This is a genomic window from Ruminococcus sp. 8Y-12, from assembly GCF_058119865.1.
This window is the reverse complement of sequence record NZ_CM176623.1, coordinates 4,505,001-4,519,151: the sequence shown is the minus strand read 5'-3', so window position 1 is coordinate 4,519,151 and position 14,151 is coordinate 4,505,001. Positions and strand designations below refer to the sequence as shown.

The following is a 14,151-nucleotide window of genomic DNA, read 5'->3' as shown; positions in this document are numbered from 1 at the left end:
AGGAGGAAGCAATGGAAGAGCAGGAAAAACAGCACAAGCGGCGTGTCCGTTACAGTGGGACACATCCGAAAAGCTATAGGGAGAAATATAAAGAGCTTCAGCCGGAAAAATATGCGGATACAGTGGAAAAGGTCATTAGAAAGGGCAATACCCCTGCAGGTATGCATATTTCTATATGTGTCAAGGAGATTTTGGAATTTCTGCAGATTAAGCCCGGGCAGACAGGGCTTGATGCCACACTGGGATATGGGGGACACACACAGAAGATGCTGGAATGCCTGAAGTCAGAGGGACATATCTATGCGTTGGACGTGGACCCTTTAGAGTCGGAGAAGACCAGAAAACGTCTGGAGGGCCTGGGATATGGGGAGGATATCCTTACCATCAAACAGCTCAACTTTGCGGATGTAGATCAGGTGATACCCCAGTCAGGTCTCTTTGATTTTGTGCTGGCGGATTTGGGCGTGTCCTCTATGCAGATAGACAATCCGGACAGGGGATTTTCCTTTAAGCAGGAAGGGCCGCTGGATCTGCGCCTGAATCCACAAAAAGGGATATCAGCCGCAGCGCGTCTGGATGATATAAGTCAGGAAGAGCTGGAAGGGATGCTCATAGAGAATGCCGATGAACCCTATGCCAGGGAGATTTCCAGGTTGCTGATATCAGAGATTAAAAGGGGAAACCATATCACCACAACCACAATGCTGCGGCAGATTATTGAGCGGGCGCTGGAATTCATACCAGCCGCACAGCGGAAGGAAGCTGTCAAAAAATCTTGTCAGCGGACATTCCAGGCATTGAGAATAGATGTCAACAGTGAGTTTGAAGTACTGGAAAAATTTTTAGAGAAACTGCCGGAGATTCTGGTGCCAGGCGGCCGGGTGGCTATTTTGACATTTCATTCCGGTGAGGACAGGCTAGTCAAAAGGTCCTTTAAGCAATACTGCAGGGAAGGGAAATACAGAGAAGCAGCCAAAGAAGTGATCCGTCCGTCAGCAGAGGAGTGTGCAAAGAACAGCCGGGCCAGATCGGCAAAATTGAGATGGGCTGTGAGGGCATGACAGAATTACAGAAGCTTGTTTATGAATGGTGGTTAAAGAAAACATGTACTTTAAAGAAGTGCATGTTTTTTATTTACCATATTTTACCAAATAGTCACGGTTTGGTCACGGATGGGGTGATAGAATAAAGGCGCTTATATAGACAGGCGCTCTTTTTTACGCTAAAAAGAAGTATTATCTCCCTTTTTATTACAATTTCTGCTTATGAGAAAGGAATGGAAGTTAGCATGAAAACGATATTAGTGGATGATGAGTGCATTGTGTTAAAGCAGTTACGAAGAGAAATTGAAGAAGACATATGCATTGATTTGATCGGTTCATTCACACTTCCAAGTAAAGCATTGGAATTTGCGAAAGACCATAAAATAGATTTTGCAGTTCTGGATATTGGAATGCCCGGAATCGGGGGAATGGAATTTGGAAAAAAGCTGCGTAACTTGTGCCCCGGTATTGTCCTGATATATGTAACTGGCTATCGGGAGTATTTGAGGGATACCGGTTTTGAGGTAAAAGCGTATTTTTATGTTATGACTCCCTACAGCCATGAAAAGATAGAAGATATGATACAGCGTGCTGTGCTCATGTCAGGCAGGTCCATGAAACGTGTTAAGTTCCGCACTTTTGGAAGATTTGATGTGTTTATTGACGGAAATTTGATTCACTTCTCTAACGCTAAGGCAAAGGAACTGTTAGCGCTCTGCGTTGATCATGAAGGCGGAAATGTACATATGGAAGAAGCGGTGGATAAGCTCTGGGAAAACAGGAGATACGATGAAAAAACAAAGAACCTGTACCGGAAAGCTGTATCGTACTGCCACAGGCTGTTGGAACAATACGGGTGCGGTGAAGTGTTTGTGAGTGAGCGTGGGAGCTGCCATATCGATAAGAAGAGGGTGGAATGTGATTATTTTCAATATCTGAGAGACCGGTCAGTCCGGTTTGAAGACGAGTATATGATTGACTACGAATGGGCAAGAGTCACAGAGGCAAGACTAGTCATGGCAGAAATGGAGGCACAGTTCAAACATGGACGAGTCGATCTTATGACTAAGGTTGACCAGGAAATATGATGGAGATGACAGCCTATGAACAGAATGGAAAAGATCAGGAACCTGCATTATTGCAGAGCGTGCCTGAATGAAGCGTATCAGCTTAAGCTGGAGAGGGGAGATGTGATCATCTACAATTTCCCGGAGGAGTGCAAGAGGTGTAAGAAAGTGAAAAACATTGTTTGCAAAGTAAAGAAAACAAAACAGTGGAAACTGTTTTTATACTGGAGAAATGAAAAGAAAAAAATCCTTGATAAATAAAGAGAAGTGCGTTATAATTTTTCCATAACAAAAGGAAATTCTTCGGGGCAGGGTGCAATTCCCTACCGGCGGTAAAGTCCGCGACCTGGCGTGAGCCAGTTGATCCGGTGAAGTCCATATGGACCATTCCGGAACCGACAGTATAGTCTGGATGAGAGAAGAAAGTAATTCTTGATGAATGGATAGCCCTGGATATATTTATGTCCGGGGCTTTTTTATTTCATAGGAAAGTTCGTCCTATGAAATAAAAAATGCTCCGCAGGATCGCACTGCGGCGGAAAGGAACCATGTCGCTAAAGCGACCCGCCGCAGGCGGAGAATCCCGCGAGCGGAATTCTTTTTCATTGTATTTGAAGGGTCAGGACTTCGATACAATGAGAGGCAAACCCGCAGCATCAGTCGTAGAATTTCCTTTCAATTACAGCGGCCTCTACAGCCGCTTAAAAAGAAAAGGAGAGATGGACATGAGTTCTAACACAAATGTAATGAGAGGCACCACAAACAGAGTAAACTTGAGGACAATGGTACAAATCGGAATGCTGGGAGCAGTTTCTGTCATATTAATGATGTTTGAGATACCTCTCTGGTTTGCACCCGGCTTTTATAAAATTGATTTGAGTGAAATACCTGTGCTGATCGGTGCATTCGCACTGGGACCGGTAGCCGGGGGAGTGATTGAACTGGTTAAGGTAGTGCTGCACATACTTTTTAAAGGAACTACAACAGCCGGAGTGGGGGATTTTGCCAATTTTCTGATTGGCTGTGCTCTGGTAGTTCCTGCGGGTATGATCTATCGGAGAAAGAGAAGCAGAAAAGGCGCTGTGATTGGAATGCTTGTGGGTACCGTATTCATGGTGATAGTTGGATGCTTTCTCAATGCATTTGTACTGCTTCCAGTGTATGGAAAAGCTTTTGGCATGCCAATTGATGCGCTTATAGGGATGGGAAGTGCTGTGAATCCGGCGATAACGAGCCTCACAACTTTCGTGATTCTGGCGGTCGCTCCCTTCAACCTGTTAAAGGCAGTGATTGTATCTATTGTGACCCTGGTGCTCTACAAGTATATCAGTCCCATTTTAAAGGGAAACCACTTGCAGTAGTGACCTTGGAGGCTTGGAGCCAAATTAAAAGTATCTGTCGAAACTGAAAGGTCTTGACATAGCCTGAAAATTGTATTTTTGCATGAAAAGGAGCTGTGCACTAAGTAATTAGTGCGACAGCCCTTTTTTGTAAGGTTATTTCCTAACCTTTACGATCATTGTCACGGATTTTCCGCTTTTTGAGCGTATTTTTATTTTGGCGGTTCCTTTCTGCTTTGCCTTAATGATTCCTTTGCCCGATACAAAGGCTACCTGTTTTTTGCTGGTGGTATAAGTCAGAGGATCATTGGCAGTCAGTGGTTTCCGGCTCACCTTGATGCGATAGGTTTTACCTTTGCGCAGTGTTATTTTTTTCTTGGATAAGGATAGCTTTTTTGTTTTTATAACATTCTTTGTAACGGTAAGGCGACAAGATGCAGCTGCACCGCTTTTCATAGTGACCGTAATGGTTGTGGTTCCTGGACTGAGCGCCTTGATCTTTCCAGTTGACGAGACAACGGCGACCTTCTTTTTTGAGGAAGTCCAGGCCGAAACCTTATCGCTGGCAGGATAATGCTGCCGAATGCCCAGAACAGCGGTAGAAGTCCCTTTCTGCATTTTTGCAGATGAGGCTTGTAAAGTTACTTCGCTGACGGTAACCACTGCTTTTGCCGTCTTGCCGTTTACCGTTGTTGCAGAAATTTCAGAAGTCCCCTTTTTATGTGCGGTTACGAAACCTGAACTGTCTACAGTGGCCACAGTATTATTAGAAGAGGACCAGATCAGAGATTGGTTCTCAGTGTTTGCGGGAAGTATAACTGCCCGTAACTGTAGCTTTCCCTTTTTGGGCAGCGTAACGGAGGTTTGATTCATTGTGACAGAAACAGCCATGACGGGCGCAGGCGGATCCGGTATTTCTTCCCCGCCGGGGGTATCTGGATGATCCGGGTTATCGGGATTATCCGGACTGCCTTCGCCGGATTTTTCCACCGGAACAGTGGGAGTACTTTCCAGAGTCCCTGTCTTTTCCGAACTGGAAATAATCACGGTGATCATTTTTCCGACTTGTTCGTCTGTAAGGACCACAGTATTTTCACCAGTTTTCTGAATGACGGTTCCGTCGGCCGTCCAGGTATAGGTCAGACTGGCAGGGGAGGCATTACAGCCCGATAACTCGGCTGTGAGGGTTTCACCTGACTTTGCAGTACCCCGAATCAGAACCTGACCTTTTAACGTCACATCGGGTTTGGGATCTGGTTCTGACATTCCCCAGACACCGTCGGATAGCGAACGTGGGCGCACAGCTTCAAAATCTGTATCTTTGCTGTTGTAGGCTGCAATTACAAAGTCTCTGCTGTTGTTATCGGTATCCACAAAACCGGAGCGTCTGGCTGATTTTTGTTTGGACAAACCGGTGAATGGAGTGCCTTCCAGGGCGTCCTCTTCGACGGAGAGTGCATCGATTTGCTGGCTTTCTTTTGTAAGCACAACTTGAAATTGTTTGTTGTCAATCACACGTTCCGGCCATTCCAGATCCCCGGCCTGAATTTCATGATGCGGGTCTTGGGCAGTCATATAGTCGGAGGCACATCGAATCAGATAAGAACAGTGGGATGGGAGGACTCCTCCCAGATCTTTTACCGTGTATGCGCCGTCTGTGGTACTGGCTGCATTTTCCGAGTTAGATAGATAGCCAATGCGGTATCCGTTCAGGTCTACTGGGGCATCCGTAGGGTTGTAGAGCTCTATAAAACTGTGGGAAAGCGGCGTATCTCCTTTCGCTCCGGTTCCGTATACCTGATGGATAATCAAGTGTTCAGTCTGGATATCAATTGTTTGCTCTTCCACCTTTTCCGTAGCTTCACTGAGCAATTCTCCAACTTCCTGGCTGCTGGTTATACGAACCCGCATTTTTTTACCAATCTCAGACTCGGTTAACACATAACTGTCACTTGTAGCACCAGGAATAGCAGCGTCATCAGCAAGCCACTGATAGGAAAGTGTCCCTGTGTTATTGGTATCCTTTAGGACAGCTTTCAGGGTGGACCCGCATAGAGCATCCCCCTGAATGGTCACGGTACCAGTCAATTTAGAGACGATCTCCTTTTTAAAATTTCGGTAATTTGTCAGCGGTTTTCCGCCGGAGCTGACCCAGTTCCCGGATGCATCCAGAGCGCGGATCTGTACCGTATTGGATACGTTCTGTCCCTCTCTGAGATATTGGTCATCTAACGCTATGATGGCTTTATTTTGGATAACATCAGATGCTCCTGCATAGATTCCATTTACATAGAATGCTATTTTCTTAGCAGAGGCATTGGTTACCGTAGCAGTAATCTGTGACGGCTGGTGATCGTCTGTCTGGATGTCAGATACCTGCAGTTCGCCGGAACCACGGTAACGTCCCCAGGAAGAGAGCAGGTGGTCTACCGATGTAAACTGGGTGTCAAACCAGGCAACACGTTTTTTTATAAAATACTTCATAGATGCCACTGCATCATCATAAAGTTCGCTTTGCTTCAGGACTTCCTGGCCATTTGTAATCCCCATGCCGGAATAACGGTTATAGGAATAGTCCCATTTTCGGTCATTTGCCTCCGAAGACTTTCGGTATGTCTCCTGAAGGGTGTCGATTTTACCGCCGTCTTTGATCATGTCTTCTATGACTGTATCACGGATTTCCTGCCATTTTTCAAAGACAAGGGTAGCAAAGTAAGGGTCTGAGACCAGATAACGATTCCAGTTTTCCCGTTGATAACCCTGTTCGCAAAAGCTGTCAGTAGTGGTATGCCATCCGGTTATCACATAAGGGCTTGTCATGCTGTACATGTTAATATTACCCCAGCACCAGTCGAAATCCCAGGCAGGCCCCATCTTTAAGAGGTCGTCCAGATCCTTGTACATCAGGGTGCTGTTCTTCATGCCATCCCAGTTCATAGAGTATTCTACCACAAACCAGTTTTGAACCAGGGAGTCAATATCATACAGCTGGCTGTAGTGCAGATCCTGGTTTTGGAAGGGCGCATAGAAATCTTCCGCGTGAAGTGCGTCCTCAAAAGCCTGAAGATATGTTTTTCCATAATTCATCATGGTCTGGCTGGTCTTGGCAAATTCCGGGGCCTCGAAAAAGATAGGGTAACCAAAGGTGGTCCAGAATTTAGAAACATATTTGGAGTCATTCAGGCGAAAGTCCATGTCGTATACAAATCCGCCTGTGAATGCAGGAATCTCATCCTTGTAGTAATCCGTGACCGTATAAGATTTTCCATTCCAGGAAACACTGCCGTTGTCATACCAGCTAAAATCCGTGGTCATATGATCCTCTAAAGCCTTTTTTTGGCTGCCGGAAATGCCCTCTTTTTTCGCAATAGCACCCGCGATGTCCTCTCCTAACCCTTCCCAATCGTACACATTGATTCTGGTTTCACCTACGCGCTTATGTTCATAGAGCTGATAGAGTCCGATATAAGATCCGTTTAAAATGAGTACCACAGGTTCAGCATCCAGATAACACTCCATACCAATATCGCGTGAGAATTCCGTCATCAGCTGATTTCTCATATTGGTGTGATCTATGACATTGGCCAAGAGCACCCAGTGTTTATTTTTTCCCATGTCCAGGATATTGCTTTTGCTGTCCAGCTTCAATTTATAGGGCTTCTTCAATCCGTTTGCTGCCGCGAAGTCCCAGGTAGAATTCCCTCTGCCCTTGATCTCGGCGGCGCCGTCATACAAGGCGGAGGACTTTGTAAACTTATCGTTTCCCTGCAGGCGCATATGGGCTGCTTTATAAGTACCTTTGTCTGTCACATCCCTTCCGTCCTCGGTATCGATGTAGACAACGGGAAGCTCACTGCAATAGATCGAGGCTTCCCAGTTTACCTGGTATGCAGGAGAATATACAACGACTTTAATAAATTTCTCCACATCGGACTCTTCCGGGATATAGCTGTTACCGGTGACGCCGGTCAGCGTCCTGCCATCCACACTCCAGGTATAAGAGCAGGACAGATCTGCGGGAGCATTTTCTATAGTGACGGTTAGCGGAGTCCCGGGCTTTGCGTAATTCTCTTCAAATACAGCCTTTATATTAGAAACGACGGTTATAGAAAAGGATTTCGTTAGACCGGTATCCGTGGTCGCTTTCAGAGTGACTTTGGTATCAGACAAAACACCGGAAACTTTAGCGGCGGTACCATCTATGGCAATGACCGCAGCATCGCTGCTCTCCCAGGACAGCGTAATTTCACCAATTCGTTCTGGGAGGATGAAATCTTTGGTAACGGATGAGAGCATGTCTCCTTCCGCCAAAATAGGGGTGAGGGAAGCAAGAACGATATAATCTGCCGCTGAACTATTTTGACAGATACTTGGCAGCGGGTATGCACCCTCTGAAGTGTACCAGGCATCCGGATCCAGTCCATGAGGAAGCTTGCCTGATTTAAGATCTTCTTCCGTGAGTTCGGTACTGTTTGCGGCACGTCCGGTATCAAAGAGAAAATAAGCGCTGTCCAGGCAGGAAGATTCCGCATTGTGAAATGAGGCGATACCCAAGCCCAGGTCTCCTTTAAAACTGGTGCGGCCAATATTTACGCAGCCTGAAATCTTTTTACAGGTTCCGGAGACACGGCCAATGATTCCCCCGGCATAATTCAGGGTAGAAGAACTCCCGGCCAGGATCTCGGCGCCGTTGAATACATTTGTGATACTGATAAAGGCATTTCCCATTGGTGCATTTGTGCGGCATTCTCCGATCAGGCCCGCGGCCCCCACAGTATCGCTCTGGTTGGAGCCATTCACTGTCACATTACCTGTCAGTACGCAGATATTGTCCACTGAGGCGTATCCGTTCACTTCACCGGCCAGTGTACCGGCAGCGGTGAAGCCTCCTGTAATATCAGCGTTAATACTCACATCGGCAAAGACCAGGTTTTTCACCTGTGCATAATCGGATGCATCGGCCGAAGCCAGGATACTGAAAAGGCCGATCTGCGCATATTCGGTGGAGGAGAGGGACTCTGTCACTCGGATATTCAGATTGGATATCAAGTGCCCCTGTCCGTCAAAGGTACCTGAAAATACATTTTTGCCGGAAACCGCTCCTTTCTCCCCTTTTGTTCCTCCGATCGGAATAAAGGATATGCCCGACATATCCAGATCCGAAGTCAGAATATAGTCGCCATCCATGGGATAATCCGGAGATGAACCGATTTTTTGCAGCTCCTGCGGTGTTTGGATGGAGATCACCGGATCCTGTTCTGAGGCCAAGGCTTCTAAAGCTGGATTCCACAGTCCATTTTGCTGGAGAAGTCCTGAAAGCATGGCCAAAATGCAGAGCAGACAAAGCCATTTGTGTTTCTTGCTTCTTGATTGTCTCATATTACCTCCTATCGTGTACCGAAAATTAATGAATTCAAGTTTTACTTTTTTGTGAATTACCACCGGTACTTTTGGATTAAGAATAGCAGATTGTTACAATATATACAAGATGTTCCAATGCATAAATAGAATAATAACAAGAAGGCTGCTGATAAGTCCTTTTCTATAGGAAGGACGTCATATGCGGATGAAAGGTCCGAATGGGTGCCGGATTTCGCCGAAAGAGCGTTTGTATCTTAGATTGTAGGATGTTGCATAAAGGTAGAGAAAGGGAAGAGACTAATTGTGGAGGTGACGAAAGTGAATAAAAAAAAGCAGCAAATACTGGAAGAGAAAGAGTCAAATGAAAAATTTAACAGTGTTACACAAAAAGTAAAGCCTGAAAATCAAAACCAGGGGCACAACGCCCGGTCGGAGGCAGTAGAAGTAAAGATTAGGCAGGTCTGAGCATTTACTGCTCAGACCGTGAGAAAATGATTCAAGGGTGCATAAATCCCATCGCCGCAGGCGATTTTGCATGGATTTATGCATGCTGCTGTGAACATGTGAACAGTAACGAATGGAAAAAAGCTTCGGAAGAAGGATGCAAAAAGCATTTTCTTCCGAAGCTTTTTCTGCTATAATATTGTAGGATGATATCAAGGAACAAAAACTGTACGGAAGTAACGTGGGTATCCTCTTGATAGAAAAATAGAAGAACGACGGAGGCGGACTATGAGCCGGATTAAAAAGATAGAAAAGCTTACGGACAGCAAATATTTAAACCTGTATCAGCTGGAGGCCGTGAACAGGCTGGGGGGAAAGGTGGACTATTATGTGGCATCCAGGGCTAAGAAGATTGAACAGCTTCAGATGAAATCCAGAAATTGGAACCCGGATGGGGTACTTATTTACAGCCTTTACGGCGAAAAGAGGGATAAGGTTCTGCTGGTAAGGCAGTATCGGTACAGTATTGATGATTACATTTACGAGTTCCCGGCAGGGCTTGTGGACCCTGGAGAGAACTTTCGGGAGGCTGCGGTTCGGGAGGTGAAGGAGGAGACAGGGCTTACCCTGCATCCACTTGCAGTGGACGAGATGTATGAAAAACCGTATTTTACCACAATAGGGATGACGGATGAAAGCTGCGGGACAGTCTACGGATATGTGGACGGACAGATTAGCAAGGACGGACTGGAGGACAATGAGGACATAGAGGTGGTCCTGGCTGACAGAGATGAGGTAAGGCGGATTTTACGACAGGAGCGGGTGGCAATCATGTGTGCATATATGCTCATGCACTTCTTGGAGGATAAGGAGCCATTTGCCTTTTTGACAAGTAAAAATATCTGTATGGAGGAACAAAATGGAAGCAAAATTTGAGGTGAAGATGACACAAAAGGTGATGTATAATTTTCTGTTGAACCACACATACAGAAGTGCGGCGGGGGTAGTGGGCTTATTATTCGGACTCTCTGCGTTCGTGTTATGTATTGTTACGTTTGGAAATGTTCCGGTCTGGCAGAGCATATTGTACCTGCTGTTTGGAATTTGGTTTTTTCTGTATCTGCCGCTGAATCTGTATCTGCGCTCCAAAAAGCAGGTAAAGGGAAATCCTGTCTTTCAAAAACCCATATGCTATGTGGTAAATGACAATGGAATCTCCACAATGCAGGGGGATAAGAATGCGTTGATTGAGTGGAAGGATTTGCTGAAAGTCCGGGAGACGAAGATAAGCCTCCTGGTCTATACCGGAAAGCGCTATTCCTTTGTGCTCCCCAAGGAGAGTATGGGGGAGCAGTATGCAAAGGTGACGGAGCTGATTGAAAAGCATATGGACCCTAAAAAAGTGAAGCTGAAGTAACGAAGCCGCAGGTCTGTGCGTTTATAAAATTAAAAAGTAGAAAGTGATGAGAGATGGTAGTAGAGACATTTAGCTCTGAGGAAACGTATGAGTTGGGAAGAGAGATCGGCAGGTCGGCAAAGCCGGGAGAGATATACACATTGACAGGAGATCTGGGGGTGGGGAAAACCGTCTTCACTCAGGGGGTGGCGGCCGGCCTTGACATCCGGGAGCCTGTGAACAGCCCTACCTTTACAATCTTACAGATATATGAGGAGGGAAGGCTCCCTTTTTACCACTTCGATGTCTACCGGATTGCTGATGTGGAGGAGATGGAGGAGATTGGGTATGAAGATTATTTTTACGGCCAGGGCGTCTGTCTGATCGAGTGGGCCCGGCTGATTGAGGACATCCTTCCCAAACAAGTGATTCCAGTGACTATAGAGAAAGATTTGGACCGGGGTTTTGACTACCGGAGGATTACCATAGGCGAGGAGCAGAAGAGATGAAAATTTTAGGAATTGACAGTTCAGGGCTGGTGGCGACGGTCGCAATCGTAGAAGATGACAATATGATGGCAGAGTATACGGTAAATTATAAAAAAACCCATTCGCAGACGTTGCTTCCAATGCTGGATGAGATTAGTAAAATGATTGAGCTGGATATGGGCACAGTGGATGCCGTTGCAGTGGCAGCAGGGCCGGGGTCCTTTACCGGACTGCGCATTGGATCTGCCACGGCGAAAGGCCTGGGGCTGGCTTTGAAAAAGCCGCTGGTTTCCATTCCAACAGTGGACGCACTGGCATACAATCTCTGGGGTACGGAAAAACTGGTCTGTCCTATGATGGATGCAAGGCGAAACCAGGTGTATACAGGGATTTATACCTTTGAAAAGGATGAGTTGAAGGTGTTGGAGGGACAGATGGCTGTTTCTGTGGAGGAAATGATAGAAAAGCTGAATGAATTGGGACAGCACGTCATATTCTTAGGAGACGGGGTGCCTGTCTACCGGGAAATCATTGAGCAGACAGCCAGAATTCCATATTCATTTGCACCGGCACATCTGAATAAACAGAGGGCCGGGGCAGTGGCTTCATTGGCATTCCACTACCTCAGGGAGGGAAAGACCATAGCAGCCAGTGCGTTTCAGCCAAACTATCTACGACTCTCCCAGGCGGAGAGGGAGAGGGCGGAAAAGGAAAATAGATAATGGAGATACGTAAGATGCTGCATCAGGATTTGGATCAGGTATCCGCCCTGGAGGCGGAGATTTTTTCAGTCCCCTGGAGCAGACAGGGGTTTGTGGATTCCCTGGAGCAAGTGAATACCCTCTACCTGGTTGCACTTGAGGGAACGAAGGTAGTGGCATATTGTGGGATGCTCCAGGCTTTGGATGAAGCGGACATTACCAATGTGGCAGTAGACCAAGAACACAGGGGAAGAGGAATCGGACAGGCTATGCTTAGAGATCTTATGGAAAGAGGAGCGCAACGGGGAATTACTTCCTATACATTGGAAGTCCGAGTGGGAAACAAGCCTGCCAGAAATCTGTACCGAAAGCTGGGATTTCAGGAGGAAGGAATCCGGAAAAACTTTTACGAAAAGCCGACAGAGGATGCAGTAATCATGTGGAAACGCTGATGCTGCCTTCTTTTTCCACTATACGCAGTCGACATTTTTCGATATAATGTAGCTGTATACAATGTAAGGGAGGAAGCATATGCGTAAAGACAATGAAATTTATTGTAACAAATGCGGGAAAAGAATTGGTACGGAAGAAGACTTGGCCCGTGGAGAGATGCTTCATGTGGAAAAGATTTGGGGGTATTTTTCAAAAAAGGATGGTGAGCGTCATACTTTTGATTTGTGCGAAGAGTGTTATGACGCAGTTATCGCTGATTTTGAGATTCCTGTGGCGGTATCGGAGGAAAATGTGCTTATATAATATTAGTACATTGTATACTAAATAAGTATATGTGGCACTTATTGAGTTTACGATGTACTAGCGGGCGAGGCTCTGTCATTTGACAGAGCTTTTTTATACCATAGGAAAGTCCTTCGGAATTCCCTATGGTATAAAAAGCCCTCCGGGCGGGATCGCACAGCGGCGGAGTGGAAGATGGCTGCCGGGACAGCCCCGCCGCAGGCGGAGAATCCTGCGCGCAGGATTCTTTTTTAATGGAGGGCGTTCAAGTTCTGCTCATTCTTGCTGTGAATCAGAGGACCTACAGCTTGAGGTTTAAAACAAACTGTGCTAAAATGTAAAGACTGATGTAATTGCAAAGATTAAGAATCCTTGCAGGCTGATTAAATAAAGTAGAGGAATGAGAATGTTAGATGTATGTTTGTTAGGAACAGGCGGAATGATGCCCCTCCCCAGAAGATGGCTGACCGCTTTGATGTTGCGTTATAACGGAAGCAGCGTATTGATAGACTGCGGGGAAGGTACCCAGATTGCCATAAAGGAGAAGGGGTGGAGCTTTAAACCCATTGATGTCATCTGTTTTACTCACTTTCACGGGGACCACATCAGCGGTCTGCCGGGACTTTTGTTGACCATGGGGAATGCGGAACGCCATGAACCCCTCACACTGATTGGCCCCAAGGGTCTGGAGAGAGTAGTGGGGGCATTGAGAGTGATTGCGCCGGAGCTGCCCTTTGAGTTGAAATTTTTGGAGATTCAGGGTTCAGAAGAAACCTTTGAGTTGAACGGATACCGGATTCGGGCATTCCGAGTAAATCACAATGTAACCTGTTATGGATATACAATAGAGATTGACCGGGCTGGAAAATTTGACGCTGAACGGGCAAGGACAGCCGGAATACCGCTGAAGTGCTGGAATCCTTTACAAAAGGGGAACACAGTGGAGGTGGATGGAAGATGCTATACACCCGATATGGTGCTTGGAAAACCGCGCAAAGGGATTAAGCTCACTTATTGTACAGACACAAGGCCAGTCCCCTCCATTTCGCAGAATGCAAAAAATGCGGATTTGTTCATCTGTGAAGGGATGTACGGAGAGCCGGAGAAGGAGCAGAAAGCCAGAGAGTATAAACATATGACTTTCAAAGAGGCAGCACATCTGGCAAAGGATGCAGGCGTATCTGAGTTGTGGCTCACTCACTACAGTCCGTCTTTGATTCGCCCGGAGGATTACATGGGTGATGTGAAAAAGATCTTTGACAATGCCTTCCCGGGAAAAGACGGAAAAACCGTGGAACTTAAGTTTGAAGAGGAATAGAGATGCAGGAGAAAAAAGATATTATAATACTGGGAATTGAGAGTTCCTGTGATGAGACAGCGGCCTCAGTGGTTAAAAATGGCAGGGAAGTGCTTTCTAATGTGATTTCATCGCAGATCGAGCTGCATAAGATTTACGGTGGAGTCGTACCGGAAATTGCATCCAGGAAACATATAGAAAAGATCAATCAGGTAATTGAGGAGGCGCTTAAGGAGGCTGGAGTGACTCTTGACAGTCTGGATGCGATTGGAGTGACCT

14 protein-coding genes and 1 riboswitch (1 of these 15 cut by a window edge) are annotated in these 14,151 nt (G+C 46.3%); of the genes, 13 read left to right on the top strand and 1 reads right to left on the bottom strand.

Translation table 11 applies throughout. From position 1 onward, the window contains the following. Positions 1-11: 11 nt before the first annotated feature. The 4 genes from rsmH to AC0THY_RS18450 all read left to right on the top strand — a co-directional run bounded on the left by rsmH (position 12) and on the right by AC0THY_RS18450 (position 3,471). Positions 12-1,061: a 16S rRNA (cytosine(1402)-N(4))-methyltransferase RsmH gene (rsmH, locus tag AC0THY_RS18465; protein ID WP_489992043.1), complete on the top strand. Its 1,050-nt coding sequence runs from the start codon at positions 12-14 to the stop codon at positions 1,059-1,061. Positions 1,062-1,288: 227 nt separating this feature from the next. After that, entirely contained in the window at positions 1,289-2,131 is an 843-nt protein-coding gene (locus tag AC0THY_RS18460) for a response regulator (RefSeq protein WP_489992042.1), read from the top strand. A 15-nt stretch (positions 2,132-2,146) separates the two neighbouring features. Next, positions 2,147-2,371 (top strand): hypothetical protein, encoded by a 225-nt coding sequence (locus tag AC0THY_RS18455; RefSeq protein ID WP_489992041.1) that lies wholly within the window; start codon positions 2,147-2,149, stop codon positions 2,369-2,371. Between the two features lie 34 nt (positions 2,372-2,405). Continuing rightward, positions 2,406-2,538: riboswitch (FMN riboswitch) on the top strand. 297 nt (positions 2,539-2,835) lie between these two features. Next, positions 2,836-3,471: an ECF transporter S component gene (locus AC0THY_RS18450; RefSeq protein ID WP_489992040.1), complete on the top strand. Its 636-nt coding sequence runs from the start codon at positions 2,836-2,838 to the stop codon at positions 3,469-3,471. A gap of 135 nt (positions 3,472-3,606) precedes the next feature. On the opposite strand, the gene AC0THY_RS18445 is transcribed toward AC0THY_RS18450, so the two are convergent. Then, positions 3,607-8,829, bottom strand: a complete 5,223-nt coding sequence (locus AC0THY_RS18445) for an Ig-like domain-containing protein (RefSeq protein WP_489992039.1) — start codon at positions 8,827-8,829, stop codon at positions 3,607-3,609. 300 nt (positions 8,830-9,129) lie between these two features. Here AC0THY_RS18445 and AC0THY_RS18440 point away from each other — a divergent pair, with 300 nt between their 5' ends. The 9 genes from AC0THY_RS18440 to tsaD form a co-directional block, all read left to right on the top strand. Further along, positions 9,130-9,276: a hypothetical protein gene (locus AC0THY_RS18440; protein WP_489992038.1), complete on the top strand. Its 147-nt coding sequence runs from the start codon at positions 9,130-9,132 to the stop codon at positions 9,274-9,276. Between the two features lie 267 nt (positions 9,277-9,543). After that, positions 9,544-10,191 carry an NUDIX hydrolase gene (locus AC0THY_RS18435; protein ID WP_489992037.1) on the top strand — a complete coding sequence of 216 codons (648 nt, stop codon included), beginning with the start codon at positions 9,544-9,546 and terminating at the stop codon, positions 10,189-10,191. Next, positions 10,175-10,672: a YcxB family protein gene (locus AC0THY_RS18430; protein ID WP_489992036.1), complete on the top strand. Its 498-nt coding sequence runs from the start codon at positions 10,175-10,177 to the stop codon at positions 10,670-10,672. Before AC0THY_RS18435 ends, AC0THY_RS18430 begins: the two co-directional genes overlap by 17 nt. A gap of 53 nt (positions 10,673-10,725) precedes the next feature. Beyond that, entirely contained in the window at positions 10,726-11,160 is a 435-nt protein-coding gene (gene tsaE / locus AC0THY_RS18425) for a tRNA (adenosine(37)-N6)-threonylcarbamoyltransferase complex ATPase subunit type 1 TsaE (RefSeq protein WP_489992035.1), read from the top strand. After that, entirely contained in the window at positions 11,157-11,861 is a 705-nt protein-coding gene (gene tsaB, locus AC0THY_RS18420; protein ID WP_489992034.1) for a tRNA (adenosine(37)-N6)-threonylcarbamoyltransferase complex dimerization subunit type 1 TsaB, read from the top strand. The genes tsaE and tsaB overlap by 4 nt, the downstream gene beginning before the upstream one ends. Further along, entirely contained in the window at positions 11,861-12,292 is a 432-nt protein-coding gene (gene rimI, locus AC0THY_RS18415; protein ID WP_489992033.1) for a ribosomal protein S18-alanine N-acetyltransferase, read from the top strand. Before tsaB ends, rimI begins: the two co-directional genes overlap by 1 nt. Before the next feature lie 79 nt (positions 12,293-12,371). Next, positions 12,372-12,596, top strand: a complete 225-nt coding sequence (locus tag AC0THY_RS18410) for a hypothetical protein (RefSeq protein ID WP_489992032.1) — start codon at positions 12,372-12,374, stop codon at positions 12,594-12,596. A 385-nt stretch (positions 12,597-12,981) separates the two neighbouring features. Continuing rightward, positions 12,982-13,893, top strand: coding sequence for a ribonuclease Z (locus tag AC0THY_RS18405; RefSeq protein WP_489992031.1), 912 nt, complete (start codon positions 12,982-12,984; stop codon positions 13,891-13,893). A gap of 2 nt (positions 13,894-13,895) precedes the next feature. Next, on the top strand, positions 13,896-14,151 hold the start of the coding sequence (tsaD, locus tag AC0THY_RS18400) for a tRNA (adenosine(37)-N6)-threonylcarbamoyltransferase complex transferase subunit TsaD (protein WP_489992030.1). The gene runs 773 nt beyond the window's last position; the window shows 256 of its 1,029 coding nt (coding positions 1-256); it begins with the start codon at positions 13,896-13,898; its stop codon lies beyond the right edge, outside the window.

Excerpts from the sequence above, each read along its gene's own strand:
- rsmH (WP_489992043.1), top strand. The coding sequence starts at position 12 with ATGGAAGAGCAGGAAAAACAGCACAAGCGGCGTGTCCGTTACAGTGGG.
- AC0THY_RS18460 (WP_489992042.1), top strand. The coding sequence starts at position 1,289 with ATGAAAACGATATTAGTGGATGATGAGTGCATTGTGTTAAAGCAGTTA.
- AC0THY_RS18455 (WP_489992041.1), top strand. The coding sequence starts at position 2,147 with ATGAACAGAATGGAAAAGATCAGGAACCTGCATTATTGCAGAGCGTGC.
- AC0THY_RS18450 (WP_489992040.1), top strand. The coding sequence starts at position 2,836 with ATGAGTTCTAACACAAATGTAATGAGAGGCACCACAAACAGAGTAAAC.
- AC0THY_RS18445 (WP_489992039.1), bottom strand. The coding sequence starts at position 8,829 with ATGAGACAATCAAGAAGCAAGAAACACAAATGGCTTTGTCTGCTCTGC.
- AC0THY_RS18435 (WP_489992037.1), top strand. The coding sequence starts at position 9,544 with ATGAGCCGGATTAAAAAGATAGAAAAGCTTACGGACAGCAAATATTTA.
- AC0THY_RS18430 (WP_489992036.1), top strand. The coding sequence starts at position 10,175 with ATGGAAGCAAAATTTGAGGTGAAGATGACACAAAAGGTGATGTATAAT.
- tsaE (WP_489992035.1), top strand. The coding sequence starts at position 10,726 with ATGGTAGTAGAGACATTTAGCTCTGAGGAAACGTATGAGTTGGGAAGA.
- tsaB (WP_489992034.1), top strand. The coding sequence starts at position 11,157 with ATGAAAATTTTAGGAATTGACAGTTCAGGGCTGGTGGCGACGGTCGCA.
- rimI (WP_489992033.1), top strand. The coding sequence starts at position 11,861 with ATGGAGATACGTAAGATGCTGCATCAGGATTTGGATCAGGTATCCGCC.
- AC0THY_RS18410 (WP_489992032.1), top strand. The coding sequence starts at position 12,372 with ATGCGTAAAGACAATGAAATTTATTGTAACAAATGCGGGAAAAGAATT.
- AC0THY_RS18405 (WP_489992031.1), top strand. The coding sequence starts at position 12,982 with ATGTTAGATGTATGTTTGTTAGGAACAGGCGGAATGATGCCCCTCCCC.